At 64.9% G+C, this 25,155-nt stretch carries 18 protein-coding genes, 5 pseudogenes and 1 riboswitch; of the genes and pseudogenes, 10 read left to right on the top strand and 13 right to left on the bottom strand.

What is annotated here, in order from left to right; genetic code table 11:
• The first annotated feature begins 10 nt into the window (after positions 1 to 10).
• Positions 11 to 1,336 carry a hypothetical protein gene (locus ACSKB8_RS05665; protein ID WP_438103115.1) on the top strand — a complete coding sequence of 442 codons (1,326 nt, stop codon included), beginning with the start codon at positions 11 to 13 and terminating at the stop codon, positions 1,334 to 1,336.
• Between the two features lie 294 nt (positions 1,337 to 1,630).
• Positions 1,631 to 2,095 carry a hypothetical protein gene (locus tag ACSKB8_RS05670; protein ID WP_438103117.1) on the top strand — a complete coding sequence of 155 codons (465 nt, stop codon included), beginning with the start codon at positions 1,631 to 1,633 and terminating at the stop codon, positions 2,093 to 2,095.
• Here ACSKB8_RS05670 and ACSKB8_RS05675 read toward each other — a convergent pair whose 3' ends face one another.
• Both ACSKB8_RS05675 and clpB read right to left on the bottom strand, forming a co-directional pair.
• The gene (locus ACSKB8_RS05675; protein ID WP_370990157.1) at positions 2,096 to 2,386 is read right to left on the bottom strand and encodes a hypothetical protein; all 291 of its coding nucleotides are present in this window, start codon (positions 2,384 to 2,386) and stop codon (positions 2,096 to 2,098) included.
• A gap of 178 nt (positions 2,387 to 2,564) precedes the next feature.
• Positions 2,565 to 5,205, bottom strand: a pseudogene (gene clpB, locus ACSKB8_RS05680) (ATP-dependent chaperone ClpB).
• A 239-nt stretch (positions 5,206 to 5,444) separates the two neighbouring features.
• Here clpB and ACSKB8_RS05685 point away from each other — a divergent pair.
• A complete protein-coding gene (locus tag ACSKB8_RS05685) occupies positions 5,445 to 6,233 on the top strand; it encodes an MOSC domain-containing protein (RefSeq protein ID WP_438103119.1) in 789 nt (262 codons plus the stop codon).
• Between the two features lie 121 nt (positions 6,234 to 6,354).
• Here the strand turns inward: ACSKB8_RS05685 and ACSKB8_RS05690 are convergent, their stop codons facing one another.
• Positions 6,355 to 7,011, bottom strand: a complete 657-nt coding sequence (locus ACSKB8_RS05690) for a TIGR02594 family protein (RefSeq protein WP_438103121.1) — start codon at positions 7,009 to 7,011, stop codon at positions 6,355 to 6,357.
• Between the two features lie 215 nt (positions 7,012 to 7,226).
• On the opposite strand from ACSKB8_RS05690, the pseudogene ACSKB8_RS05695 reads away from it, so the two are divergent.
• A pseudogene (locus tag ACSKB8_RS05695) lies at positions 7,227 to 8,088 on the top strand (alpha/beta fold hydrolase).
• A 107-nt stretch (positions 8,089 to 8,195) separates the two neighbouring features.
• Here the strand turns inward: ACSKB8_RS05695 and metW are convergent.
• Together metW and metX are read right to left on the bottom strand one after the other, a co-directional pair.
• Positions 8,196 to 8,857 (bottom strand): annotated as a pseudogene (gene metW / locus ACSKB8_RS05700) (methionine biosynthesis protein MetW).
• Position 8,858: 1 nt separating this feature from the next.
• Positions 8,859 to 10,062, bottom strand: a pseudogene (metX, locus tag ACSKB8_RS05705) (homoserine O-acetyltransferase MetX).
• A 91-nt stretch (positions 10,063 to 10,153) separates the two neighbouring features.
• Positions 10,154 to 10,233, bottom strand: a riboswitch (SAM riboswitch).
• Positions 10,234 to 10,415: 182 nt separating this feature from the next.
• Here metX and ACSKB8_RS05710 point away from each other — a divergent pair.
• The 3 genes from ACSKB8_RS05710 to ACSKB8_RS05720 are packed head-to-tail and all read left to right on the top strand — an operon-like array spanning position 10,416 to position 13,327.
• Positions 10,416 to 11,264 (top strand): chorismate mutase, encoded by an 849-nt coding sequence (locus tag ACSKB8_RS05710; protein ID WP_438103122.1) that lies wholly within the window; start codon positions 10,416 to 10,418, stop codon positions 11,262 to 11,264.
• A 33-nt stretch (positions 11,265 to 11,297) separates the two neighbouring features.
• Positions 11,298 to 12,395 (top strand): histidinol-phosphate transaminase, encoded by a 1,098-nt coding sequence (hisC, locus tag ACSKB8_RS05715; RefSeq protein ID WP_438103124.1) that lies wholly within the window; start codon positions 11,298 to 11,300, stop codon positions 12,393 to 12,395.
• Positions 12,392 to 13,327 carry a prephenate/arogenate dehydrogenase family protein gene (locus ACSKB8_RS05720; RefSeq protein WP_438103126.1) on the top strand — a complete coding sequence of 312 codons (936 nt, stop codon included), beginning with the start codon at positions 12,392 to 12,394 and terminating at the stop codon, positions 13,325 to 13,327. The genes hisC and ACSKB8_RS05720 overlap by 4 nt, the downstream gene beginning before the upstream one ends.
• Positions 13,328 to 13,455: 128 nt before the next feature.
• Here the strand turns inward: ACSKB8_RS05720 and ACSKB8_RS05725 are convergent, their stop codons facing one another.
• Entirely contained in the window at positions 13,456 to 14,640 is a 1,185-nt protein-coding gene (locus ACSKB8_RS05725; protein ID WP_438103128.1) for a DUF2125 domain-containing protein, read from the bottom strand.
• 181 nt (positions 14,641 to 14,821) lie between these two features.
• Here ACSKB8_RS05725 and ACSKB8_RS05730 point away from each other — a divergent pair, with 181 nt between their 5' ends.
• Entirely contained in the window at positions 14,822 to 15,361 is a 540-nt protein-coding gene (locus ACSKB8_RS05730) for a gamma-glutamylcyclotransferase (protein ID WP_438110421.1), read from the top strand.
• On the opposite strand, the gene ACSKB8_RS05735 is transcribed toward ACSKB8_RS05730, so the two are convergent.
• The 4 genes and pseudogenes from ACSKB8_RS05735 to ftsE form a co-directional block, all read right to left on the bottom strand.
• Positions 15,358 to 16,131: a lysophospholipid acyltransferase family protein gene (locus ACSKB8_RS05735; RefSeq protein WP_438103130.1), complete on the bottom strand. Its 774-nt coding sequence runs from the start codon at positions 16,129 to 16,131 to the stop codon at positions 15,358 to 15,360. The genes ACSKB8_RS05730 and ACSKB8_RS05735 overlap by 4 nt on opposite strands.
• A 21-nt stretch (positions 16,132 to 16,152) precedes the next feature.
• On the bottom strand, positions 16,153 to 16,857 hold the full coding sequence (locus ACSKB8_RS05740; RefSeq protein WP_128931217.1) for a YdcF family protein: 705 nt from the start codon (positions 16,855 to 16,857) through the stop codon (positions 16,153 to 16,155).
• A gap of 274 nt (positions 16,858 to 17,131) precedes the next feature.
• Positions 17,132 to 18,099: pseudogene (locus tag ACSKB8_RS05745) on the bottom strand (cell division protein FtsX).
• Positions 18,092 to 18,751 carry a cell division ATP-binding protein FtsE gene (gene ftsE, locus ACSKB8_RS05750; protein WP_438103132.1) on the bottom strand — a complete coding sequence of 220 codons (660 nt, stop codon included), beginning with the start codon at positions 18,749 to 18,751 and terminating at the stop codon, positions 18,092 to 18,094. The pseudogene ACSKB8_RS05745 and the gene ftsE overlap by 8 nt, the downstream one beginning before the upstream one ends.
• 191 nt (positions 18,752 to 18,942) lie before the next feature.
• On the opposite strand from ftsE, the gene ACSKB8_RS05755 reads away from it, so the two are divergent.
• Both ACSKB8_RS05755 and ACSKB8_RS05760 read left to right on the top strand, forming a co-directional pair.
• Complete coding sequence (locus ACSKB8_RS05755) at positions 18,943 to 19,821, top strand: MJ0042-type zinc finger domain-containing protein (protein WP_438103134.1); 879 nt, start codon at positions 18,943 to 18,945, stop codon at positions 19,819 to 19,821.
• A gap of 40 nt (positions 19,822 to 19,861) precedes the next feature.
• Positions 19,862 to 20,236 carry a response regulator gene (locus ACSKB8_RS05760; RefSeq protein ID WP_091891237.1) on the top strand — a complete coding sequence of 125 codons (375 nt, stop codon included), beginning with the start codon at positions 19,862 to 19,864 and terminating at the stop codon, positions 20,234 to 20,236.
• Between the two features lie 163 nt (positions 20,237 to 20,399).
• Here ACSKB8_RS05760 and ACSKB8_RS05765 read toward each other — a convergent pair whose 3' ends face one another.
• The 3 genes from ACSKB8_RS05765 to ACSKB8_RS05775 all read right to left on the bottom strand — a co-directional run bounded on the left by ACSKB8_RS05765 (position 20,400) and on the right by ACSKB8_RS05775 (position 25,036).
• A complete protein-coding gene (locus ACSKB8_RS05765) occupies positions 20,400 to 21,689 on the bottom strand; it encodes an IS4 family transposase (protein WP_438110423.1) in 1,290 nt (429 codons plus the stop codon).
• Between the two features lie 258 nt (positions 21,690 to 21,947).
• A complete protein-coding gene (locus ACSKB8_RS05770; RefSeq protein WP_438103136.1) occupies positions 21,948 to 23,087 on the bottom strand; it encodes a DUF4175 family protein in 1,140 nt (379 codons plus the stop codon).
• Positions 23,075 to 25,036 carry a TIGR02302 family protein gene (locus tag ACSKB8_RS05775; RefSeq protein WP_438103138.1) on the bottom strand — a complete coding sequence of 654 codons (1,962 nt, stop codon included), beginning with the start codon at positions 25,034 to 25,036 and terminating at the stop codon, positions 23,075 to 23,077. Before ACSKB8_RS05775 ends, ACSKB8_RS05770 begins: the two co-directional genes overlap by 13 nt.
• Positions 25,037 to 25,155 lie beyond the last annotated feature (119 nt).

Here is a 25,155-nt window from a genome sequence, read left to right on the forward strand (position 1 = left end):
GAGGCAGATTATGACCGAAGTGAAGAAAGTTACGCAGCCACAGTTCTTGCGGAGCGTACCGAAGCTGCAGCCATTCACCTTTATTCCCAGCGATAGCGGCGGGAACCTTCAAGTCGATATCGGCGAGACGGTGAACGTCGGCGCAAAGCCGGATGTCGACGAGACCGTCGATGGAAGAGCGCTGAAATGGATATTTGTCGAAGCCACCACAGGTCAGCAAATCGACAAGCGAAAAGGCTTCGTTCTGGATGAGTTTCTGGCATCGGCAGATACCGACGTTCCCACCTCGGACGGATTCGAGCCCTTCTCCACGCAGGTTAACAGGGAAGACTACGCAAACACCTGCTATTTGCAGGCGGCGTTGAATGGCACGAATCCGGCTTACCTGTATGCGTTGGCATTCGCGTCCAGCGGCGACCAATGGAGCGCCACCGTTGTCAAAACCGACGATCCCCCCGGTGCTCTTGCCTTTGGGGTGTATCGCTTCTCGAAGAAAGCCTGGCAGCAACAGACGACCCAGCCGGAAGCGGAAGGCATAGAGCCCGACGACATCAAGTTTCCGGACGTTCAATGCATCATGGCGGCAATTCTCGCCGCCAAGTCGGCTGAGCTGCTGAAAGGCAAAATCACGGACCGCCCATTAACTGCCGTCGATCTCATGCTCGCGTTTCTTTGTAACGACACAGCCGGTTTTGGCTCGGAAGCGGCAGTGACGATCCTCCAGGCCGACAAGACGAAGTCGGCGGCGACCGTGCTCACGGCGATCTATCCGGATCCATCCGAACGAGCCGCATTCTTCAAGCGCAATGCACACATCTTCAAGGACAACGGCTCAGCCACCATCGACGAGGCGCTGACGGAGTGCGCGAGCCGGCTTGCCGCGGGTTTTGCCGAAGCCGACAAAATTGCTGACAACTTCCGACTCGGACGTATTTGGCGACTGCATCCCCTCGATGCCGACAGACCCAATTCCGGACGGCAGCGGTGCCGGTTCAACGACCGGCAATACCGGTTCAGCCACTGGTACAGGCCATGGAGGCGTCACCGTCGCCAGCGTCGCCAATGGCATCGATCGCACGCAGTTTCTGAGCGAACTCAACAGCAACCCTGCACTCATCAAGAAGTCTGCAGACATGGTGAAGGGGGAGGTCGGCTGGGGCGCTCCGCACAACACCAAGCTTGTCCAGCTCGAAACGGCGTTCAACCGTGCCATGGCGCGCGGGCATTCCCTCGCACGGGCTTTGCTATCGACATCGGAAGACAGGCGACGCGGTTATTACCAGGGCGGCGCGAACGGGACCTATTCGCGCCCGGTCACCAGCGCAGAATTCGATGACTTCAAGAAGACTCTTCTGCAGGAACTCCTCGCCGGTTCGAACAAGTCGGAAGAATTGCTGGGCTTTATTGCCACCGGCAACGCCTCACCTCCGACGTCCACCGCACAGTTCGCCAGCGGCACGCGAGGCGGAAACCTTCCGACTGCGCTTCCCAACCATCCGGAGAGCTATTTCGATGAGGGTCCCCACACACATCCGTTCAAACGGTTTCAGGGCGGCGAAGCTGTCGTGGTCCCAGCGGGCCATCGTCGGGGCCATCCGGTCCGTCGCTGCACGGTGAGCCGCCCGAACACATGGACGGCGACACAGAGGGCCGCGGCCCTTCGGGAGGCAAGTTCAATGTGAAAGCAGGTTCGCCGCTGTCTCCGCAAAGCGACCGCCAGACAGTCACGTTCAGCAATGGTCAAACTGTGGTGGTCAATAAGGCGGTCGCCGAACAATTCCGCGGATTTTTCAATGATCTCATCAAGTTCCATGCGCCCGTGCGTGGCGTTTTTGGATTCGGAATGCGCGGGAACCCTTCAGAACATCCGATCGGATTCGCGACCGATTGGAATCAACAAAGCCGCAACAAGGTTACGGCCGATGTGCAGCAGTGGATCGACAGCCATCGTGACTTGCTCAGAAAGCTCGAGCGGCGCTGGGGCATCAGCGGCGGCGAGAACTGGCACAATCCGGATACGGGCCACTTCTCCATCGAGCGCATTTTTGGCGACCAGCATTTGCAAGCAGCAAAGGCGGCGAGCGCAAGAGACTAGTCACTCCTTCACGGGTCCAACGATCCGGTCGATAATATAGAGGTTGCCGATCTGCCGTGCGACGTGCCCCGAGAACGTGCAATGCTCATCTGTGCAAAATTGATCGAGCTGTGATCTCGCCTTGCTGTTGAGGGGTATCTCGCATGCTGTCAATTTCCCATCGTTGATGTCCAGCGACACGACAACACGGACCCGCATCCCGAAGCGGTAGCCATTGCAGTAAATCTCGCGCGCGAGCGCGGGTGCCGAGAAGGCGAACAAACAAACCGAAGCAAGCAGGGCCTTACGCATTTGCTGTCCTTTCCTTGAAGGGAATATAGCGGCGTTGACGCATTCACACACCTGGAAGGCCAACCATTGTCCAGACTTTGTTGTCATGCGCGTGCAATGAGAGAAACATGACGAAAATAAATCGCCCCGGAGAGAACGACCTCTCCGGGGCGAGTCACTTGGCGATGAGCGCCGCCGATCAGTTCAGCTTCCGCTTCGACACCGGCGCCTCGAACTGGGCGATCTCCGCGGTCTGTGGCGCCTTGCCGTTGAAGGTCAGCACGTTGCCTTCGGACGAGATCGCAACGCTGTCGCCGTCCCTGACGTCGCCGGCGAGGATCATCTCGGCGAGCGGGTCCTGGAGGTGGCGCTGGATCACGCGCTTGAGCGGGCGTGCGCCGTAGGCGGGATCCCAGCCCTTGGCCGCGAGCCAGTCGCGCCCTGCGGCATCGAGCTTCAGCACGATCTTGCGATCGGTGAGCAGCTTCTGCAGCCGCGCGAACTGAATCTCGACGATCCGGCCCATCTCGCTCTTCTGCAAGCGGTGGAATAGGATGATCTCGTCGACGCGGTTGAGGAATTCGGGGCGGAAATGCCCACGCACCATTCCCATCACCTGCTCGCGCACGGCCGAGGTGTCCTCGCCTTCCGGCTGGTTCACCAAAAATTCCGAACCGAGGTTCGAGGTCATGATGATCAGCGTGTTGCGGAAATCGACGGTGCGGCCCTGGCCGTCGGTCAGGCGGCCGTCGTCGAGCACCTGCAACAGGACGTTGAAGACGTCGGGATGCGCCTTCTCGATCTCGTCGAACAGCACCACCTGGTAGGGCCGGCGCCGCACCGCTTCGGTGAGCGCGCCGCCCTCGTCATAGCCGACATAGCCCGGAGGCGCGCCGATCAGACGTGAGACCGAGTGCTTCTCCATGTATTCGGACATGTCGAGGCGGACCATCGCGGTCTCGTCGTTGAACAGATACTCGGCGAGCGCCTTGGTCAGCTCGGTCTTGCCGACGCCGGTGGGCCCAAGAACATGAACGAGCCGGTCGGCCGGTTCGGGTCCTGCAGGCCTGCACGCGAGCGGCGCACGGCGGTTGCGACCGCACGCACGGCTTCGGCCTGGCCGACGACGCGCTTGCCGAGTTGCTCCTCCATCTTCAGGAGCTTCTCCTTCTCGCCTTCCAGCATCTTGTCGACGGGCACGCCGGTCCAGCGCGAGACCACCTGCGCGATGTGGTTGGCGGTAACCGCCTCCTCCATCATCTCGCCGGCGTTCTCCTTGGCCTCGATATCCGCGAGCTTCTTCTCGAGCTCAGGAATCCTTCCATAGGCCAGCTCGCCGGCCTTCTGGAATTCGCCGCGCCGCTGGGCGTTGGCCAGCTCGACACGCAAGCCGTCGAGCTCGGCCTTCAGCTTCTGGGCATCGGAGAGCTTGCTCTTCTCCGCGCTCCAGCGCGCCGTCAGCGCCGCAGACTTCTCCTCGAGCTCGGCAAGATCCTTCTCCAGCGTCTGGAGCCGGGTCTTGGAGCCGGGATCGCTTTCCTTCTTCAGCGCCTCCTGCTCGATCTTGAGCCGGATGATCTCGCGATCCAGCGAATCCAGCTCTTCCGGCTTGGAATCGACCTGCATCTTCAGCCGCGCCGCGGCCTCATCCATGAGGTCGATCGCCTTGTCGGGCAGGAAGCGGTCGGTGATGTAGCGGTTGGACAGCGTCGCGGAGGCCACAAGCGCGGAATCGGAGATCCGCACGCCATGGTGCTGCTCGTACTTGTCCTTCAGCCCGCGCAGGATCGAGATGGTATCCTCGACCGACGGCTCGCTGACGAAGATCGGCTGGAAGCGCCGTGCCAGCGCCGCGTCTTTCTCGACGTGCTTCTGGTACTCGTCGAGCGTGGTCGCGCCGATGCAGTGCAGCTCGCCGCGGGCGAGCGCCGGCTTGAGCAGGTTGGAGGCATCCATCGCGCCGTCACCCTTGCCGGCGCCGATCAGCGTGTGCATCTCGTCAATGAACAGGATGTAGGTGCCCTCGCTCGCGGTGACCTCCTGAAGCACGGCCTTGAGGCGCTCCTCGAACTCGCCGCGATATTTTGCGCCGGCAATCAGCGCACCGAGGTCGAGCGAGAGCAGCTTCTTGTCCTTGAGGCTCTCCGGCACGTCGCCATTGACGATGCGCAGCGCGAGGCCCTCGGCGATGGCGGTCTTGCCGACGCCGGGCTCACCGATCAGGACAGGGTTGTTCTTGGTCCGGCGCGACAGCACCTGGATGGTGCGGCGGATCTCCTCGTCGCGGCCGATGACCGGGTCGAGCTTGCCGTCGCGCGCCGCCTGGGTCAGGTCGCGGGCATATTTCTTCAGCGCGTCATAGGCGTTCTCGGCTGTCGCGGAGTCCGCGGTGCGGCCCTTGCGCAGCGCCTCGATCGCCGCATTGAGATTTTGCGGGGTGACACCGCCCTTGTTGAGGATCGTGCCGGCCTCGCTGGTCTTCTCCAGCGCAAGACCGAGCGGCAGCCGCTCGACCGTGACAAAGCTGTCGCCGGCCTTCTCGCCGGCCTTTTCGGCCGCGTCGAAGGTGCGGGCGAGCTCGGGGCGCCAGACACGATCTGACCGGCGCCGCCGCCGGAGACCTTCGGCACCTTGTTCAGGGCGTCCTCGGTCGCCTTCAGGATCGCACGGGAATTGCCGCCGGCTCGGTCGATCAGACCGGAAGCCAGCCCCTCAGTGTCGTCCAGCAGGACCTTCAGCATGTGCAGGGTGGAGAACTGCTGGTGCCCCTCGCGCATCGCAAGCGACTGCGCGGACTGGATGAAGCCCCTGGAGCGTTCGGTGTACTTCTCGATATTCATGTCTTTTCTATCCCTCGGCCTGCCCCTGGGGCCCTCGAGGCACCCCAAATGGCATCTTCACTGGGTTTCCGATTACCGCATTGACGTTTCTCAACCGGTAACGGGTCTCTTTTGCCGGCGTGGCCGCCGGCCTGAGGCAAATGTGGGAAGCGGGTTGCGGATGCGAAAGAGGCGAGTTCACAATTTCGTGCGCTCATGGGCCGCTTGGCGCGGGCCCGTCGAATCCCCTAAGTAGCGGCATGACAGCCAGCCGCACCGCCGAGATTACCGGCCTCTACCGCTACCCGATCAAGGGCCTGACCCCGGAACGCCTGACCCGCGTCCCCTTGCGGAGCGGCCAGACCCTGCCCGCCGACCGCCGCTACGCCATCGAGAACGGGCCGAGCGGGTTCGACCCGGAGGCGCCGCAGTGGAAGCCGAAAATCCAGTTTCTGATGCTGGCGCGCAATGAGCGGCTGGCCTCCCTCGAGAGCCGGTTCGAGGACGCGACCAACCGCCTGACCATCCGCAAGGACGGCCAGATCGTCGCCAGCGGCGATCTCGAAACCGCCGCCGGGCGCGCCGCCATCGAGAGCTATTTCAGCGAGAACTTTCAGCCGGAGCTGAAGGGACCGCCGAAGGTCCTGTCCGGCCGTGACCACAGCTTTTCCGACGTCGCTCGCAAAGTCGTGTCCATCATCAATCTCGACAGCGTCCGCGCCATCGAGACCATGCTGGGCGGCGCCGCGGTCCACCCCCTGCGCTTCCGCGCCAATCTCTACCTGAAGGGCTGGCCGGCCTGGTCGGAGCTCGACCTCGTCGGTCAGACGCTTGCGATCGGTGATGCCCGGCTGAAGGTGGTCAAGCGCATCGTCCGCTGCCCGGCCACCAATGTCGACCCTGTCACCGCAAAGCGCGATCTCGAAATCCCGCCCACGCTCTCGCGCAATCTCGGCCACATGGACTGTGGCATCTATGCCGAGGTGATCGAAGGCGGCGAGATCGGCGTCGGCGATGCGGTCGCGGTGGAAGAGCCGAAGCTGGTGTGACGAGGCACCGCTGCCGTAGGGTGGGCAAAGCGAAGCGTGCCCACCGTTCCTGCTAGCGAACGCTGACGCACCGCGGTGGGCACGGCGCTCTTGCGCCTTTGCCCACCCTACGGCTCCGTCGTTAATTCGGCATCACATACGCATAGATCCGGCCGCGCGAGACCGGCGCCTCGCGGACGCGGTTGCCGTTGTTGCCGGAGATCATGATCGGATTTCCCTTGGCATCGACGCCGGTGATGATGCCGACATGGCCGCCCCGGCCGCCGCGCGACATCACCGCGATGGCGCCGACCTGCGGACCGGAGACGCGCGTGCCGTAGCGCGCGAACGAATTCGCCATGTCGGAGCCGGTGCCCTGATGCCCGGTGTGCTGCAGCACCATGTTCATGAAACGCGCGCACCACAGGCTGCCGCGTCCGGTCGGATTGCCGCCGAGATAGCGGCGCGCCTCGGACACGAGGCCCGATCCGCCGCCGAAGCCGCCGTTGCTCATCGCGTTGTTGGCCATGCCGCCGCTATTGGCGTTCGGATCATAGCTCGCCTGGGTGTTGGCGAATCCACTCGCCTGCAACTGCGCCGCGCTGCGCTCGAAGCGCGAGCTGCGTGCATGGTGGCGGTAGTGATGATGTCTGGCGTGATGCACGTAAACGTGCCGCTCTGCGCTATGACGATGATGCGGCCGCGCTGAGGCCGGAGAAACGAACACGGCGACCGCCGCGAAGAAGAGCGCCAGCGCGACAACACAACGCGACACGCGATACGCAAACAACTCAAACATTCTTCATCCTTGACTGACACCCCCGCTTCCCGCCGGCCCGTGCAGCGGCCGACATCCGAAAGGCCGTTAAGCCGTCCGATGTGGCGAGAAAAAGACGCCGCGTCGGCGAATAGCTGCGATGATCTTGCGTCAATACTCATCTGATGTTGCCGCATTGCGGACAACAGCATTAACTGCGATCCTCCAAATGCGGCTTGAACAGAGGGAAACGGTTAATGCCCCACGCCACGACCAGGGACGACGTCCGCATCTATTTCGAGGAGGCGGGCCAGGGATCGCCGATCATTTTTCTGCACGAGTTTGCGGCTGACTACACCAATTGGGAGCCGCAGATGCGCTACTTCTCGCGCGGTCATCGCTGCATCACTTACTCTGCGCGCGGCTACACGCCCTCGGACGTGCCCGATGGCGAGGTCTATACCTACACGCATTTCTACACCGATGCGCTCGCGGTGCTCGATCATCTCGGGATCGAGCGCGCGCATGTCGTCGGCCTGTCGATGGGTGCCTACTCGTCGCTCCAGATCGGGCTCAACGCGCCGCAGCGCGCATTGTCGATGACGCTGGCCGGCGTCGGCTCGGGCTCGGAGATCGAGAAATCTCGACACCTGGCGCAAGCAGTGCCGCGCCAATGCCGAGCAGTTCGAGACATCAGGCTCCGCGGAAGTCGCAAAGGTCACGCGCGAGGCGCCGAGCCGGATTCCCTTCCTGGTGAAGGATCCGCGCGGCCACGCCGATTTCTACGCCGCGCTGGCACGGCACGATGCCAGCGGCTCGGCGCGCACGATGCGCGGCTTCCAGGGCGGCCGTCCCTCGATCTACACGATGACGGACGCGATCAAGAGCGCAACGACGCCCGCGCTGATCATCTGCGGCGACGAGGACGACCCGTGCGTCGGCCCGAGCCTGTTCTTGAAGAAGCACCTTCCGGCGGCCGGGCTCGCAATGTTTCCGAAGTCGGGCCACGTGCTCAATCTCGAGGAGCCCGCGCTGTTCAACGAGAGCGTGGAGCGGTTCGTCACGCTGGTGGAAGCGGGCCGCTGGCCGGTGCGCGATCCGCGGTCGGTGGCGCACTAGAACGAAGGCGTCGCCACACACGCCGTCATTGCGAGCGCAGCGAAGCAATCCAGAATCCCCCGCGGAAAAACTCTGGATTGCTTCGCTGCGCTCGCAATGACGAAAAGCTACTTTCCCTGCCCGCGGCTCAGCAAGAGCACGCCCTGCTCGCCGAACATGTTCCACACCCACCACGGCAGGTTCAGCGGCACCGGGCGGCCGTAGAGGTCGAGCGCCACCGAACGCTCCATCTTGACGTTGATCTCGTCGCAGAGCTCGACGAAATCCTTGATGGTGCAGAAATGAATGTTGGCGGTGTCGTACCAGGTCGCCGGCAGGTTCTCGGTGCGCGGCATGTGGCCGCCGATCAGGAGTTGGAGCCGCATCTTCCAGAAGCCGAAATTCGGGAACGAGACGATGGCGCGGCGGCCGATGCGCAGCAGATTTCCAGCACCACCCGCGGCTGCCGCGTCGCCTGCAGCGTCTGCGACAGGATCACGTAGTCGAAGGCATCGTCGGGATAGTTGACGAGGTCGGTGTCGGCGTCGCCCTGCACCACCGCAAGCCCCTTGGCGACGCAGCGGTTGACGCCCTCGCGCGACAGCTCGATGCCGCGACCGTCGATGCCGCGCGTTTCCAGCAGCTGGAGCAGATCGCCCTCGCCGCAGCCGACGTCGAGCACCTTCGAGCCCGGCTTGACCATCTCGGCCACGAGCCGATGGTCGGCGCGAAACTGACCGGACGGCCCGGCCGCAACGCCATTCAACGGCAGCACTTCCTGTACCGACATCTTAGCCACCTCTGCCGTCGAGCCCGCGTGCCTTGCCTGCCGATTGCAGGAAGGCGCGCGATGTCGAAGAATTCGGGCACGTCGAGCAGGAAGGCGTCGTGACCGCGATCGGTCTCGATCTCGGCGAACGACACCCGAGCACTCGACGCATTCAGGGCGCGTGCACCAGGGCGCGCAATTCCGAGGTCGAGACGAGCCAGTCGCTGGTGAAGGAGACCACGCAAAAGCGCGTCTTGATGCCGGCGAACGCCTTCGCCAGCACACCGCCATGGTCGGCGGCGATGTCGAAATAATCCATCGCGCGCGTCAGGTCAGAGATAGGAGTTGGCATCGAAGCGCTCGACGAAGGACGAGCCCTGGTAGCGCAGATAGAACTCGACCTGGAAATCGGCATCGAACGAGAAGGTCGGCAGCTCACGGTCCTGCATGCGGCGGCCGAATTTTCGGTGCAGCGCGGCGTCGGAGAGATAGGTGATGTGCGCCGCCATGCGCGCGACCGCTAGCCCGCGATGCGGATGGATGCCGCGGTCGGCATAGCCGCCATTGTGCCAGTCGGGATCGGCCATCACCGCCTGGCGGCCGAGCTCGTGGAACGCGATGTTCTGCGCCGAGTGCCGCGTCGAGCAAGCAATCGCCAGTGCGGAGTACACGCGAACAGGATAGGCCGCGGTCCATTGCAGCACCTGCATGCCACCCATCGACCCGCCCACGACCGCGAACAGCGTGTCGATGCCGAGCCGGTCGATCAGCATCGCCTGCGCGCGCACCATGTCGGGAATGGTGATGACAGGGAAATCGAGGCCCCAGACCTTGCCCGTGGCGGGATTGATCGACGCCGGCCCGGTCGAGCCCATGCAGCCGCCGATCACGTTGGAGCAGATGATGAAGTAGTGTTGAGGATCAAGCGGACGGCCGGGGCCGACCAGCGTCTCCCACCAGCCGGGCTTGCCGGTGACGGGATGCACATTGGCGACATGCTGATCGCCGGTCAGCGCATGGCAGATCAGAACGGCGTTGGAGCGATCGGCGTTCAATTCGCCATAGGTCTGGTAGGCGATCTGGAACGGCGACAGATCGATGCCGCAATCGAGCCGTAGCGGTTGATCGGCGCCGAAATACATAATCTGCGAACTCGGATGATCGACCTCGTGCGACCGATCATCGGTGCTGATCGCAGGACTCGGTATCGACTTGACGCTACCCATTTTGACCATCGACCTCGTTTGCGATCGGACTTCAGACCGCAGTGACATCAGGCCATGAAAAACCCGGCCTGAACGATAGGTTCGGCCGGGATCGGAAGCGTCCCCGGCCTGTTTAGCGAGTTTTTTAACGTGGCTGCAAGCCGGCCGGCTCAAATGACCACGGAACAGGCAAAAACTACCGTCTGGGGCGGTTTTCGTCAAGTCGCGGCCCGGATCAACCGGATTTGCCTCCGAGCGGTCGATCGAAAAGGCCGTCATTTCTCTTTGCTTTCGCTGCCTATCCTGCCTAATCAGGATAGACCGCAGCTGACCGCTTTTGCGGATCGGCACCTCTCAACAGCTCTTTGTCAGTCATGTCCCAACGTCCGCCCGCGCCACCATCGCTTCAGGAATTGCGCAAGGAGATCGACGCGATCGACGAGGGCATGCATCGCCTCCTGATGCTGCGCGGCGACATCATCGACCGTCTAATCCAGGTGAAGCAGACCCAGGAAGTCGGCTCGGCGTTCCGCCCGGCGCGTGAGGCCGCCATGATGCGTGACCTCGTGCAGCGCCATCGCGGCATCCTGCCGCTCGACACGGTCGAGAGCATCTGGCGCGTCATCATCTCGACCTTCACCTATGTGCAGGCGCCTTTCTCCGTGCATGCCGACATCTCGGTGAGCGAGCCGGCGATGCGCGATTCCGCGCGCTTCCACTTCGGCTTCACCGTGCCTTACGTCGCGCATTTCAGCGCGCAGGCGGCGGTCGAGGCGGTAGCGAAGTCCAAGGGCGATCTGGCGCTGGTCTCGGCCACCTCGAGCCGCACGCCGTGGTGGCTGTCGCTCGAGGAAGAAGGTGCGCCAAAGATCATCGCGCGGCTGCCCTTCGTCGAGCGCGCCGACCATCCGGCCGCGATGCCCGTGTTCGCGGTGTCGCGGGTCGCCGACAGCGCCCTGGTGACGGAGGTCGAGACCTTCAGCGTCCGCGTCTCGGGCTGGAACGCCGACGTCGCGCGCGCGCTGTCGCCGCTGGCCGAGATCGTGGCGGTGCCCGATACCGCCTTTGACGGCGCCGCCCTACTGGTCTCGGTCACGAGCGCGACCAGCATCGACAAAATCAAGGCTGCCCTGATCGAGGCGAGGGCCTCGGTGCGCTCCACGGCTCTCGTCGGCAGCCACGCAACGCGCTATACGGTGCCCCCGACCGGGCCGAAATCGTAAGTCGCGAGCCGTCCCGCCAATCCGGAGTTTAAGATGTCCCGCCCCGTGCCGAATCCCGGCATTCTCGATATTGCGCCCTACACGCCCGGCAAGAGCCCGGTGCCGGAGCCGGGCCGCAAGGTGTTCAAGCTCTCGGCCAACGAGACGCCGTTCGGACCCTCGCCCAAAGCGATCGAGGCGTTCAAGCACGTGGCGGATCACCTGGAAGACTATCCGGAAGGCACCTCACGCGTGCTGCGCGAGGCGATAGGGCGTTCCTTCGGGCTCGACCCCAACCGCATCATCTGCGGCGCCGGCTCGGACGAGATCCTCAATCTGCTCGCGCACACCTATCTCAGCCAGGGCGACGAGGCGATCTCCACCACGCACGGCTTCCTGGTCTACCCGATCGCGACCATGGCGAACGGGGCCAAGAACGTGGTCGCGCCCGAAAGCAACTTCACCGCCGACGTCGACGCCATCCTCAAGGCCGTGACACCGCGGACAAAACTGATCTGGCTCGCCAATCCCGACAACCCGACCGGCACCTATCTGCCGTTCGACGAGGTCAAGCGCCTGCGCGCCGGCCTGCCGTCGCACGTGCTGCTGGTGCTGGATGCCGCCTATTGCGACTACGTCTCGCGCAACGACTACGAGATGGGGATCGAGCTCGTCGCCACCACCGAGAACACCGTGGTGACGCACACCTTCTCCAAGATCCACGGTCTTGCGGCGCTGCGCATCGGCTGGATGTTCGGCCCCGAGCACATCATCGACGCTGTCAACCGCATCCGCGGTCCCTTCAACGTGTCGACGCCGGCAATGTATGCCGCGGTCGCCGCGATCGAGGACACCGCGCACCAGGCGATGTCGAAGCAGTTCACCGAGACCTGGCGCAATCGGCTGACCGAAGAGATCGGCAAGCTCGGGCTGAAGGTGACGCCGAGCGTCGCCAATTTCGTGCTGATCCACTTCCCGACCGACAGGGGCAAGACCTCGGACGATGCCGACGCTTACCTCACCAAACGGGGCCTGGTGCTGCGCGCGCTGAAGAACTACGGCTTGCCGCATGCGCTGCGCATGACCATCGGTACCGAGGAGGCTAACCGCCTCGTGATCGAGGCCCTGCGCGACTTCATGGCCGGCAAATGAGTGCGCAGACACACTTCCAGCGCGTCGCGCTGATCGGCTTCGGCCTGATCGGCGGCTCGATCGCGCGTGCGGCGAAGCTCCAGGGTTTAGCTGGCGAGATCGTCACCACTGCGCGCTCGGAGATGACGCGCGCGCGGGTCGCCGAACTCGGCATCGTCGACCACGTCGTGGCAACCAATGCGGAGGCGGTGAAGGATGCCGATCTCGTCATCCTCTGCATTCCCGTCGGCGCCTGCGGCGAGGTGGCGCGGGAGATCGCCGCGCATCTCAAGCCGGGCGCGATCATCTCCGACGTCGGCTCGGTCAAGGGCGCGGTGGTCAGGGACATGGCCCCGCATCTGCCGCAGGGCGTGCATTTCGTGCCGGCGCACCCGGTGGCGGGCACCGAGCATTCGGGTCCGGATTCCGGCTTCGCCGAGCTCTTCATCAACCGCTGGTGCATCCTGACGCCGCCGGAAGGCGTCGATGCGGCTGCCACCGATCGCCTGCGCGCCTTCTGGGCGGCGATGGGCGCCAAGGTCGAGGTGATGACGCCGGATCATCATGATCTCGTGCTCGCGATCACCAGTCACCTGCCGCATCTGATCGCCTACACCATCGTCGGCACCGCCGACGAGCTGGCGCAGGTGACGGAATCCGAGGTGATCAAATTTTCCGCCGGCGGTTTTCGCGATTTCACCCGCATCGCAGCCTCCGATCCGACGATGTGGCGCGACGTGTTCCTCGCCAACAAGGAGGCCGTGCTGGAAATGCTCGGCACCTTCACCGAGGACCTCGCCAAGCTCACCCGCGCGATCCGCCGCGGCGACGGCGAGGCGCTGTTCGACCACTTCACCCGCACCCGCGCCATCCGCCGCGGCATCGTCGAGATCGGCCAGGATTCGGCCGCGGCGGATTTCGGCCGGCCCCATGCGGCGCTGAAGAAGCCGTAGCGAAACTGCTCATTCTTCGTCATTGCGAGCGTAGCGAACCAATCCAGGATACCTCCGCGGAGACAGTCTGGATTGCTTCGCTGCGCTCGCAATGACGGTGTGGAGAGTTCTGGCGCAAATCACCGCCCTTAATACAGCGGTGGAATCTGGCCGACCTTGACCGGGCCGAGCAGCACGGCGCCGTCGACGAATTTCAGTGGGAAGCTTCTCGCCTTCTTGCCTTCCAGCGTGCTCTCGGTGCCGATCGAATTGATGCCGGCGGCAACGCCGGCATTGGCGTTCTGCTTGATGACCTTGCCGAGGCCCGGCACGGCGCGGTCGAGCGCGCCGAACAAATTGTTGAGATCCTGCGACTTCACGCCCGGCGCGACGCGGTCGAGCGTTGCCTGCGGCACGCCCTCCTCCAGCATCTTCTCGATGCCGAGCGCCGGGATGACGCGCTCGAGGCCCGCCACCGTCATCTGCAATTCGCCGTCGAGCCGGCCATTGGCTGAAAGGCCAAGCGTGCCGGCCGCAACCGCGATCATCTCGCCCTGCTGGATCCGCGACTGCACGATCTCGATATGGCCGCCGGCGGCCTGGATCTCACGGAAGCGCTGCGGCCAGGGCTTTGGCGTGAGGTCGGAGAGGCCGGTGACCTTCGCGCGCGTGTCCGCCTCGAACGGCTCGGCGAGCAAGGGATGAACGCCCTGGATGCTGCCCTGCGCGACATGGAGCACGGTCTCGATCACCGGGTGATCGGACGGCGATCCCTCCGCGAGGCGGCCGTGCAGCTCGATCTGCTTGGCGCGCGCCAGCGGCACCTGGACGCTGCCGTCGAGGCGGTTGAGGCTGGGATCGTCGAACACGATGGAGGCGCGGTCCGGCACGGCCGGCAGACCGACCACGCTGGCGCGGCCCTTGCTCCAGTTCACCACGAAGGTGTTTTGCGTGACGCCGTCAGTCAGCGTCGCCGGCGCGGAGAACTCGGCGATGACGAGCTTGGGGTCGTAGACCTGGGCGACGACCAGGATGTTGTCGAGCTTCGCCGTGAACGGCGTCTTGCTCGCATTCTGCGACACCAGGGCGACGCTGGCGCCGGAGCACTGGACCTCGAAGCGGAACGGGAAGCCCGCGATCGAGCGCTTGGCGCAATCATAGATGCGTCCGGATTTGGTCTCCTGCGCGCGCCAGGCGTCTGCGGCGATTTCGGCCTGCGACGCCGCATAGAACCAGAAGCAGCTCCAGGCGACGGCGAGGATCAGGACGAGAACGGGTGCGATGAAAAGGCCCCAACGGGAGCGGCGGCCTGCGGCAACGGTCATATTGGACATGCGGCGACCCTTTGCCCCCAGATTCAGGCAAATGTAAGCGAGGCCGGCCCCCGACGAAAGGCGGAGAATTCGCTTCGCTTGGGGGCACGGTTCTGGTAGCCGTGCCCGAAATGTCGGAAATCCCCTCCCCTCCGTCACCACAGCCAAGGACGACCTCTGGGTGTTCGGCTACGGCTCGCTGATGTGGCGGCCGGGCTTCGAATTCGAGGAGCGCGTCCCGGCGCGGCTGGTCGGCGAGCATCGCGCGCTCTGCGTCTATTCCTTCGTGCACCGCGGCACGCCGGAGAAGCCGGGCCTGGTGCTCGGGCTCGACCGCGGCGGCGCCTGCCGCGGCATTGCCTTCCGCGTCGCCGAGAAGAACCGCACTGAGGTCGTCGCCTATTTGCGCGAACGCGAGCAGGTCACCTCGGTCTACCGCGAGGTGATGCGCTCGGTGTGGCTGGAGAACGATGCGCGCCAGCGCGTCTCCGCACTCACCTATGTCGTCGACCGCGGCCATGTCCAATATGCCGGCCGGCTGTCGCTCACCGAGCAGCACAGCCATGTCATCCAGGGCCATGGCCAGTCCGGCGCCAATCGGGACTACGTCACCGCGACGGTGAAAGCAATCGAGGCCGAAGGCTTTCGCGACACGCAGCTGCACCGGCTTGCGACGATGCTGCACGGTGATGCGCATTCTCTGCACGCGCCGGCGCCGGCCGAAGATCGCGAGAATCGCTAACTCTCCGACGGCGCATAGCTCGGCGCGGAGCCGATCAACTGCTCCTGCTCTTTCCGGCCGGCTTCGACGAGGCGGCCGGTCGCGTCTTCGATCGCCGTCTGCACGCGCGCGAGAAACTCGTCCTTCGGTAGGCCCGCCGGCAGTGGATCGAGGAATTCCACCACCAGCGTGCCGGGATAGCGCATGAAGGTGCGGCGCGGCCAGAACAGGCCGGAATTGAGCGCGATCGGCAGGCACTGCACGCCGCAGGAGGAATAGATCTGCGCAAAGCCGGTCTTGTAGTTGGGGGCAGCGCCCGGCGCGCGGCGCGTGCCTTCCGGAAAGATCACGAGCTGGCGGCCGCTGCGCACGGCTACGCGCGCCCGCCGCGTCATGTCCAGCAGCGCCTTCACGCCGGCATTGCGGTCGATCGCGATCATGCCGGTCTTGACCAGGAACTGACCGAAGACCGGGATCTGCATCAGCTGACGCTTGAGAATGAAGATCGGACGGTCGAAGAAGCCGGGCAGCACGAACGTCTCCCAGAACGACTGGTGCTTGGCCACGATCAGCAATGGGCCCTGCGGAATCTTCTCGACCCCGCGGAATTCCACCTTGATGTTGCAGATCACGCGCATCAGGACCAGCGTCGCCTTCGCCCACCCTTCCGCGACCGTCAGCATGGCGCGCGGCGGCAGCGCAAAGGTCGGCAGCGCCACTATCGCCAGGCATACCAGCACGGCGTAGAACAGCACGTTGAACACGAGCGAGCGCAGGAAAATCAGAAACATCGACGATCCGATCATTGCCGGTCAATTGGCCTGTGCGGTGGCAGGCCGCTTCGGCTGCAAGCCTGAAGGCTGCTCCGACACTTCGGGCGAAAGGTCAATCCCGAAATTCTCCAGCCGCACCCTGGCCTCGGCCGCGACGTATTTGGCATATTCCGACAGCAGCAGCCGCAACGTCGACGGCGAAGTCCACCACGGCTCCTCGCGCCATTTGTCGCCGACGACTGCGAACGGGATCAGCGTCGTCTGCGGCATCGCGTGCGAGAATTCCACCAGCGCGCGCGGCATGTGATAATTCGAGGTGACCACGATCAGCGATTTGAACCGGCGCCCCTCGGCCCAGCGCCGCGCCTCCGCCGCATTGCCGCGGGTCGAGAGCGCGGTGCGGTCGAGGTCGACGCAACAGGTCATGAAGGACTGGTTTTCCGGCAGGGTCCGGGAGATGTCGCTCGCCGTCGAGGTCGGATGCACGCCCGAGATCAGGAGCCTTCTGCCGTAGCCGGCAGCGAGCAGCTCCATCGCGTCCGACACCCGCGAGGACCCGCCGGTCAGCACCACGATGCCGTCCGCCTTGCGGTCCGGCACCATCTCGGCGCCGCGCAATTGCGACAGGAAGGCAACGAAGCCCGCTGCCGCGCCGACGAAGGCAAGCGCGATCGTCGACACGATTGTCGCGCGCAGCCAGCCGCGCGGCAGTTTCGGCGATCGATCTTCGGTCGGCGAGGTCATGCGATGTCGGTGATCCCTTCCCTGAGGTGATTTTAAGACGTTTTGAGGCGAAGTGGAGTCTGGTTTGACGGGCTACGAACGCGAAGAATACTCAGGCGGCGAGCTCGATTCCCCTCTCCCCTTGCGGGAGAGGGCGGCTCGCCGCGTTAGCGGCGAGACGGGTGAGGGGTGCTCTCCGCAACTTCGTCTGGACGTTCGTGCGCATGGATAGATACCCCTCATCCGGCGCTTCGCGCCACCTTCTCCCACAAGGGGAGAAGGGAAGAAAAAGAACTCAATCCACATCGTTCAGCGTCGCGAACAGCGTCTGGCGCGAGGCAACGGCCGTGATGGCGCCGATCAGCACCGCCTGGACCGCGAGCACGATGTAGCCGGATGCCCGCAGCGAGAAGGTGCCGAGCAGGGCTGCGAACTGGTCGCCGACGGGGGTGCCGGAAACCAGCCGGCGATCGACTCGGAGAAGCCGAACAGCAGCATCGCGGCGCCGCCACCGATCACGCCGCCCTCCAGGCCGAGCCTGAGGAAATGGCGCAGGAAGCGGTTGGCGATGTAGCGGTCGCCGGCGCCGACGAAATGCAGGACCTCGACGATCGGGCGGTTCGCCGCCATGGCGCCGCGGGTCGCAAACGACACCGAGATGATGGTGGCGATGATGACCAGCGCGAGGATGCCGATGCCGGCGAGGACGGTGGCATTGGTCATCGAGCGCATGCGTTCGATCCAGGCACGGTGATCATCGACACTCGCGCTCGGCGCCACCTGGGTGACGCGTGCGCGCAGCGCGCCGAGATCGAGCGGCGTGCCCGGTTGCACGCGCGCGATGATCATGCGCGGTACCGGCAGATCGTCCATCGACAGGCCGGTGCCGAGCCAGGGCTCGAGCAGCTTTCCGCTTTCATCCTTGGTGAACGGCTTGACCTCGACGATGCCGGCTTGCGCGCGCATCGCCTCCGTCACCGCCGCGGTGTCGCGTTCGAGATCGCGGCCAGCCAGCGGACGGACCTGGATGGTGATTTCGCTGGCGACCTCCGACTGCCATTCGGCGGCGGAAGCGCTGACCAGCAGCACCGTGCCTGTCGTCATCGAGGCGAGGAAGGTCATGATGGCGACGACGGCGACCAGCGCGCGGCCGTGGATCGAGGCACGCGGCACGATCGGCGACATGTTGCGTGCCTTGGCCGGAAGCTGCGGACGCTCCTGCCCGAGGTCGACCAGCACGCCGCGCTCGTCGGTCCTACTCATAGACGTGCAGCCGTCCCTGATGCAGCACCAGGCGCCGCGCCTCGTACTGGTCCATCAGGCCGATGTCGTGGGTCGCGATGATGACGGCCGTGCCTGATTTGTTGAGCTCGATGAAGAGCCGCAGCAGGCGGCGGCCGAGCGTCGGGTCAACGCTGCCGGTCGGCTCGTCCGCGAGTAGCAGCTGCGGCCGCGAGATCACCGCGCGCGCGATCGCCGCGCGCTGCTTCTCGCCGCCCGACAGGATCGGCGGCAGCGCATCCATGCGGTCGCCGAGGCCGACCCAGCGCAGGAGATCGATGACCTCCTTGCGATAGCTCAATTCGCTACGGCCCATGACGCGGAACGGCAGCGCGACATTCTCATAGGTCGTCATGTGGTCAAGCAGGCGGAAATCCTGGAGCACGATGCCGATGCGCTTGCGCAGGTCGGCGATCTCGTCCTTGCCGAGCCGCGAGATATCGTGGCCGAACAGATTGACCAGGCCCCGCGTCGGCCGATGCGACAGGAACAACAGGCGCAACAACGAGGTCTTGCCGGCACCGGACGGTCCGGTGAGAAACTGAAACGAATGCGCCGGGATCTGGAAGCTGAGGTCGCGCAGGATCTCCGGCCCCAGACCGTAACGCAATCCGACATTTTCGAACCGAACCAAGCTCAGCTCCGTTCGAGAGGGGGCGCGGGCCACACGGTTGTGCCCCGCCATACGCGATTAACGGGTTTTGCGACCGTTATGGTTTCCGGTTCGTTAACGCTCGCCCGGTAGCATAAGGGCCGCCCGGTTCTCCACGACCGTGGCATCGTCAAGACCAGTCCAAGTCCTCGTCCATGCATCAAGGCTCGTCCATGCATATCGTCTGCCCCCATTGTACGACATCCTACGCCATCAAGCCCGCGAGCTTGGGCGCGAACGGCCGGACGGTGCGCTGCTCCCGTTGCAAGGAGACCTGGGTCGCCCATGCTGAGGATGCCATCGAGGAGGCCTCCGTCCCGGCCATGGCCGCGGCCAGCCAAGCCGAGGATCAGTCCGACCTCGCCGAACAGTGGAACTCCTACGCCAAGGACGACAGCGCGGCCGACACCCCGATGGTCGATAGCCCCTCGATCGCCAGCGACTGGCCGACCGAGGACACCAAGGAGATCGAGGACGAGTGGTCCGCGGCGGCCCGGGCCGCCGAAGAGGACGTCGCTGGCGCGCGGCGTCAGTCCTGGTTCCGCGACCTGTTCCGTCGCCGCGGCGCACGGGTCAGCCGCCCGGCTGCCGCCGCGGCGCCGCGAAAATCCTACTTCGGCCTGCCGACCGCCTGCGCCGCCATGGGCGCGCTGATTCTGGCGCTGGTCATCTGGCGCGGCGACATGGTGCGGCTGCTGCCGCAGACGGCGGCGTTCTACAAGCTGGTCGGGATCGAGGTTAATCTGAGAGGATTGGCCTTCAAGGACGTCAAGCTGTCCAGCGAAACCGTCGACGGTAAGCAGGTGCTGGTGATCGAGGGCGTGATCGTCGGCGAGGGCAAGAAGCCGCTCGACATCCCGCGCCTGCGCTTCGCCGTGCACGACGCGCAGGGCGCCGAGATCTACGCCTGGAACACGGTGCTGGAGCAGACCGTGCTGCGGCCCGGCGAGCGCGCCTTCTTCCGCTCGCGCCTGGCCTCGCCGCCGGCGGAGGGCCGCAATATCGACGTTCGCTTCTTCAACCGCCGCGACATTGCCGGCGGCAGCGTATAATCAGCCTCGCAAGCGGGAGTTGGTCCCAAGGTTTGCTCTCATGCCGAAAATCCTGATCGCCGACGACGAGGATTCGATGCGCACGCTGGTGGCGCGCGCCATCGCCATGGACGGCCACGAGACCGTCACCGCGCAGGACGGCGCCGAGGCGCTGGAGATCCTGACTCGCGAGGACGGCGCATTCGACCTGTTGCTCACCGACATCCAGATGCCTGTCATGGACGGCATCGCACTGGCGCTCTCCGCCGCGCGCGATTTCCCCGAGCTGACCATCCTGCTGATGACCGGCTTTGCCGACCAGCGCGAGCGCGCCTCGAACCTCAACGCACTGGTGCACGACGTCGTGACAAAACCGTTCTCGGTCGCCGACATCCGCACGGCTGTGGCGGATGCGTTGGCGGCGAAGAAGAGGTAGCGGCGGGGCGAGGCGCGGCCGTAACGCAAGCTCCTCCCCCATCCACGGCGTCGTCCCGGCGAAGGCCGGGACCCATACTCCCAGGCAGTGGTCGTAGCGCGAATGGGTAACTCCGAAGTCTTCGCCAAACCCACCCCTGTGGCTATGGGTCCCGGCCTTCGCCCTAGGGCATGCACATATCTCTGAGGCTCCATCCTGCTGCGACGGCGTGGAAGTATTCGAGGCCGTTCTTGAAGGTGATCGGGCCCGGCGGCTTGGACGATGGGTAGCCGTCCCAGCCGCCGAGGCGACCAATGATCCAGGCGGCCCAAGCGAGGCTATCGGGCGGATGTGGGTTCTTTAATCGCTTGCTCCCGGCTTCGAGTTGACGGTTGAGGGCGGTGAGCACGTTAATTTGGCCGTTGTCGAAGGCAGCGAGAATGGGTTGGCGACTGCCATTGCGGGCCTGCAGAAGTTGGATTGTGATGACGGCCGCCTTAGCGGCAATCGCGACCAGCTTGAGAAGGCGATCGGCGGTTCCGATCTGGCTGTCTTCGAGCTTGAAGCCTTGTGTCTTCAGGATGCGGAAGAACTGCTCGATGATCCAGCGTTGCTTGTACCATTGGACGATGCGCCAGGCGTCCTCGATGCCGGTAACCTCGTGAGAGGTGAGAAGCCGCCAGTGCAGCGGCTCTACCCCGGTTTCGGCATTGATCTCGCGCACATCGACCACCGCCAATGGCAAGCTTTCCGGCAGATGGCGCAGGAACTTACTCTGTGGGCGGGCGAGCTCGATTGCGCCAAAGCGAAGTTCGAGGTGAGCCAGGCGGGCGGGCCGCGCGGCGCGCGCAGGCAATTGGATCGCACGCCGATCCACCGCGGCCATGGCATCGCTGACCTCATACAAGCCGCTGCGGTCGGCAAGCTTGCGATCATGCATGCTGCGCGCGATGACGTGGAAGTGTTGCTCGGCCGAGCTGGCATAAAGGGCAAAAATATCGCTCTCGCGGTCACCCAGCACCGTCACCGCTGTGGCCTTGGTGAGGAGCGGCTTGGCCGCCATGGCAGTGGATATCCAGCGCTGCAATTCCTTGTCCGATAACTCCCGATCGTCGTGCGAGGTCGTGCGGCGACCTGTGCGCGTCCATATCTGCCCGCTCAAAAGTCCAAGACAGTTGCCGTCATCGGCATCCACAGCCAGCAGCGGATGCAGCAGCACGCCGTGGTTATTGCCTTTGCCGATTTCTCCGAGCCCGCGCCGGCGTTGCGGTGTGGTGTTGAAGTGGATCTCGCTGGTGTCCTGGATGGCCAGCACGTGGCGGCCCTCTACCGCAGCGACCGTGCTTTCGCTCCAGCTTTCGATGATCCGCTCCACCGTCACCTTGTCATGGCCAAGAAAGCGGTTGAACCGCACTTCCAGCGCGCGGTTCCCCCTGGAGAGCTGCCGAAGGCAGACAGTTTTGCCCACAACCATGCGTTCGACGAACACCGCCCCCCTTATCGAGACGACGATCCCGAACCGGCCCAGCGTCCAGTCAATCCGTGACAACATCGCGGGCACCCCGTCCAAATCATGGAGTGCCGCAATACGAATCACACAGAACTCTGATTCTGGAATCCTCCCAGGCCGATCCGAGTCGATCCGCCGCACCAGATATGTGCATGCCCTAGGGCCTTCGCCGGGACGACGCCGTGAATTGTTGGACGTCCCGGAGGCTAACTCACCGACCGCTCAAAAATCCTTCAGCAGCCGCTCGAGATAGTCGAGCTCGATTTGCGGGCGCGAGGTATCGCCTAAGCGGCGGCGGAGCTCTTCGAGGATGCGGCGGACACGCTGGGCGTCGATCTCGCCGGGGATCTTGACGGTGTAATCGTCGCTCAGATCGCGGCCGTGAAGCGGACGGCCCAGCGGATCGGTCTGATTGCCGCCGCTCTGCTGACGGCCGGCGCGATTGCCGGGACCATCGCCCTGTCCGTCGCCATCACCCTGCTGCATCGCCTCGGCCATCTTCTGCGCGCCCTTGCGCAAGGCCTCGAGGGCCTTGCCCTGCGAATCCACGGCGCCGTCGGCATTGCCTTCGCCGAGCTTCGATCCGGCATCGCCCATGGCCCCGTCGGCGTCATCCAGACTGCTGTCGTCATCGCCCTGGTCGCCGTCCTGATCGCCATTCTGGCCGGACTGGCCCTGCTCGCCCTGCTGCCCCTGCTGCTTCTGACCCTTTTGTCCCTTCTGCGCGAGGCCGCGCTTGGCGAGCTCGTCCTGCAACTTCTTCAGGCGGTCGCGCAGCGCCTGCTGGTCCTGCTGAAGGTCCGACATCGACTGATCGCCCTGCTTGCCGCGTGAGCGGTCACGCCGGGAATCCTGGCCCTGCTTGAATGTCTTGTCGCGCAATTGCTGCTGCTTGCGGATCATGTCGCTGAGCTCGTTGAGCGCCTGCTCCATGTCGCTGTCGCCGGATTGCCCGGGCTGCGCCATCTGGAGATTTTCCATGATCTGCGCGAGCTGCTCGAGCATGCGCTGGGCCGCCTCGCGATTGCCTTCGCGCGCCGCCTTCTCGATCTGCTTCAGCAGCTCGTCGAGATCGCGTTGCGTGATGACGTTGCGATCACGGCTGGAGGATTGGCTCCGTTCCGTCGCCCGCTTGTATTCCTCGAGCTTCTGGATGGCATCGGACTGGTTGTTCAGGCTCTTCCCGGATTCCTTCTGTCTGAGGCTGTCGCCGGAATCCTGCATGGCCTTTTCGGCGCTGTCGAGCAGCGCATCGGGATCCTGATCCAGCTGGGCAGCCGCAGGCGACAAGCCTCCCAACAAGAAGGCGAGACTGGCGATCGACATCGCCCTCAAGACTGGCACGCGTGCTAGCTTCCGCATTTCCGGTCTCGCGTAAACTGGTTGGCCCCGTCGTTGCCCGCCTTGGCCCGGTTGCTCGCCGACTTCCGATAGGCCTGAAGCTGCTGGCGAAGTGCGTCCTGCTGCTGCGCCAGCTCCTCGAGCTGCTCGGGCGTCGCATGCTGGGTCTTCTGTCGCAACTCGACGGCCTTGTCGAGGATGAGCTGGACCTCCGCGGGGAACGGCTGCCGCGGTCCGAGCGGATTTTGCTCGGCGCGCCGGGCGAGGTCGCGCACCTTGCCGGCCATGGCCTCGCGGAGCTTTTGCGTCAGCACCCTGATCTCGTCCTCGCTGGCGCCGCGTTCCAGCGCCGCCTTGAGTGCATCCTGCGCCGAGCGCAGCGCCGCGTTGACGCTGCCGGCGACGCCCTCGTCCTCGATGGTGACCGCGAACGCCCACATGCTCGCCACCACCTCGCGTAGCGCGTCGTCGGTGCGGGCCGCCTCGAGCTGCGATGCCAGGCTGCGGAGGCCGAGATAGCAGCCGGCATCCGGCGTGAACAATTCGGGCGCGATCATCAGCGCGTCGAGCGCGGTGTAGACCTCGGAATTCCTGTTGGCGTCGAGCGCGAGGATACGGCGCTGCTCGATCAGCGCGCGCGCGAGCGAGTTCGTGAACAGCCGCTCGGGCAGGCGCATGTTGAAGGGCTCGCTTCGCGCCTCGTTGCCGGCCTCGTCCTTGGCGGTGAGCGTCAGCGTGACGTCGGCGCCGGCATGGGGATCCTCGCTGAGGTCCTTCACCGTCTGGCCGACGCCGTTACGGGTGCGCGCGTTCGGCAGCACGAGCGGGAATTGCGGCGGCTGGAACAACGGCCGCGCCGCGCCCTTGGCGTCGGCGTCCTTGCTGTTGTCCTTCGCGTTATCCTTGGCCGCGTTATCCCTGGTGTCGGCGGGGCGCAGCGCAATGTGCGCATCGGCGCCGGTGACACCGTAATCGTCCTCGATCTTGTAGGAGAGCTGGAGCGCGCCGCGCGCCTGGCGCTCGGGGTCCTTGGCGAGTGCGATCGTCGGCGGACGGTCCAGGGTTGCCGCGAAGGCCCATTGCGGCTGGCCGGAGGGCGCGCGGACATGCGCGGTGCCGTCGGCGGCGATGGCGAAGTGCTTTTCGTTGGTGCCCTTGGGCGCGGCTTCCGCGGGGGCGACCTCCTTGAGGCCGCCGGAGACCGCGACATCCAGGCTGCCGCCGGAGGAACGTACGATCAGGGTCGAGCCGGCGGGAACGGCAAGCGGGCCGCTGGCGGGCAATGCCGCGGCCTCCTTGTTGGCAGCCGACAGGATGATCGGCGGCTTGCCGGTGTAGAGCGGCGGCGTCACCCAAGCGTCGACGCGAACATTGGTCGGGGCCAGCACGCCGTTCCAGTCGAAGGCGGCCCCGAGCCGCATCGCACGCTCGTCGCCGGCGGCGAAGAAGGTCGCAACCAGCATCACCATGACGAGCGCGCGCAGCGCCCAGGGATCGTGGAGCGCGAGCCGCGGATGCGGCAGGCCGGCGCGGATGCGCTTGAGCGAGGCCAGCGTGCGCTCGCGCTGCGCCTGCCACAGCGCCTTGGCAACCGGGTCCTGCGAGGTCAGCGTGTCCGCGAGCGTGGTGGCCGGGCGGTGACGGATGCCGGAGCCACGATCGAGCCGGCTCAGCGCCTCCTCGCGGCTCGGCCAGCGGAAGCGAATCAACGGGAACAGGGCGGCAATCAGGATGCCGGCGAAAATGACGAGACCGATGGCGCGGGCGACGAACGGCAAGGACAGCCAGAGGCCGGCCCAGGACACCACCAGGAACAGGCCGACGACGGTCAGAACCCGCGCCAGGTTCGGCCAGGCACGCTCCCATGCAATGGCATAAATGGCCCGATCCAGGGCCTGCGCCAGCTTTAGCCGCGACAGAGCGTCCCCATCGCGGATCGGGTCTGACGGGTCGGGGGTGACGCCGTTCAATCAGCTCTCCAGGTTGCCCGGTAGAGAGAAGCCTATCACAACGGCAGCACTGAGGCATCCGTTCCTGGACGGGAGACACCCCTTTTCCCGCATAACACGAGGACGTGACTGGCCCGGCT

It is taken from the genome of Bradyrhizobium sp. BR 1432, assembly GCF_051547705.1.
GTDB classification, from domain to species: domain Bacteria; phylum Pseudomonadota; class Alphaproteobacteria; order Rhizobiales; family Xanthobacteraceae; genus Bradyrhizobium; species Bradyrhizobium zhanjiangense.

What these genes read in the sequence shown, in the direction of transcription:
- ACSKB8_RS05665 (WP_438103115.1), top strand. Translation starts at nt 11, where the DNA reads ATGACCGAAGTGAAGAAAGTTACGCAGCCACAGTTCTTGCGGAGCGTA.
- ACSKB8_RS05670 (WP_438103117.1), top strand. Translation starts at nt 1,631, where the DNA reads ATGGACGGCGACACAGAGGGCCGCGGCCCTTCGGGAGGCAAGTTCAAT.
- ACSKB8_RS05675 (WP_370990157.1), bottom strand. Translation starts at nt 2,386, where the DNA reads ATGCGTAAGGCCCTGCTTGCTTCGGTTTGTTTGTTCGCCTTCTCGGCA.
- ACSKB8_RS05685 (WP_438103119.1), top strand. Translation starts at nt 5,445, where the DNA reads ATGACAGCCAGCCGCACCGCCGAGATTACCGGCCTCTACCGCTACCCG.
- ACSKB8_RS05690 (WP_438103121.1), bottom strand. Translation starts at nt 7,011, where the DNA reads ATGTTTGAGTTGTTTGCGTATCGCGTGTCGCGTTGTGTTGTCGCGCTG.
- ACSKB8_RS05710 (WP_438103122.1), top strand. Translation starts at nt 10,416, where the DNA reads ATGTCCCAACGTCCGCCCGCGCCACCATCGCTTCAGGAATTGCGCAAG.
- hisC (WP_438103124.1), top strand. Translation starts at nt 11,298, where the DNA reads ATGTCCCGCCCCGTGCCGAATCCCGGCATTCTCGATATTGCGCCCTAC.
- ACSKB8_RS05720 (WP_438103126.1), top strand. Translation starts at nt 12,392, where the DNA reads ATGAGTGCGCAGACACACTTCCAGCGCGTCGCGCTGATCGGCTTCGGC.
- ACSKB8_RS05725 (WP_438103128.1), bottom strand. Translation starts at nt 14,640, where the DNA reads ATGTCCAATATGACCGTTGCCGCAGGCCGCCGCTCCCGTTGGGGCCTT.
- ACSKB8_RS05730 (WP_438110421.1), top strand. Translation starts at nt 14,822, where the DNA reads ATGTGGCGGCCGGGCTTCGAATTCGAGGAGCGCGTCCCGGCGCGGCTG.
- ACSKB8_RS05735 (WP_438103130.1), bottom strand. Translation starts at nt 16,131, where the DNA reads ATGTTTCTGATTTTCCTGCGCTCGCTCGTGTTCAACGTGCTGTTCTAC.
- ACSKB8_RS05740 (WP_128931217.1), bottom strand. Translation starts at nt 16,857, where the DNA reads ATGACCTCGCCGACCGAAGATCGATCGCCGAAACTGCCGCGCGGCTGG.
- ACSKB8_RS05755 (WP_438103134.1), top strand. Translation starts at nt 18,943, where the DNA reads ATGCATATCGTCTGCCCCCATTGTACGACATCCTACGCCATCAAGCCC.
- ACSKB8_RS05760 (WP_091891237.1), top strand. Translation starts at nt 19,862, where the DNA reads ATGCCGAAAATCCTGATCGCCGACGACGAGGATTCGATGCGCACGCTG.
- ACSKB8_RS05765 (WP_438110423.1), bottom strand. Translation starts at nt 21,689, where the DNA reads ATGGTTGTGGGCAAAACTGTCTGCCTTCGGCAGCTCTCCAGGGGGAAC.
- ACSKB8_RS05770 (WP_438103136.1), bottom strand. Translation starts at nt 23,087, where the DNA reads ATGCGGAAGCTAGCACGCGTGCCAGTCTTGAGGGCGATGTCGATCGCC.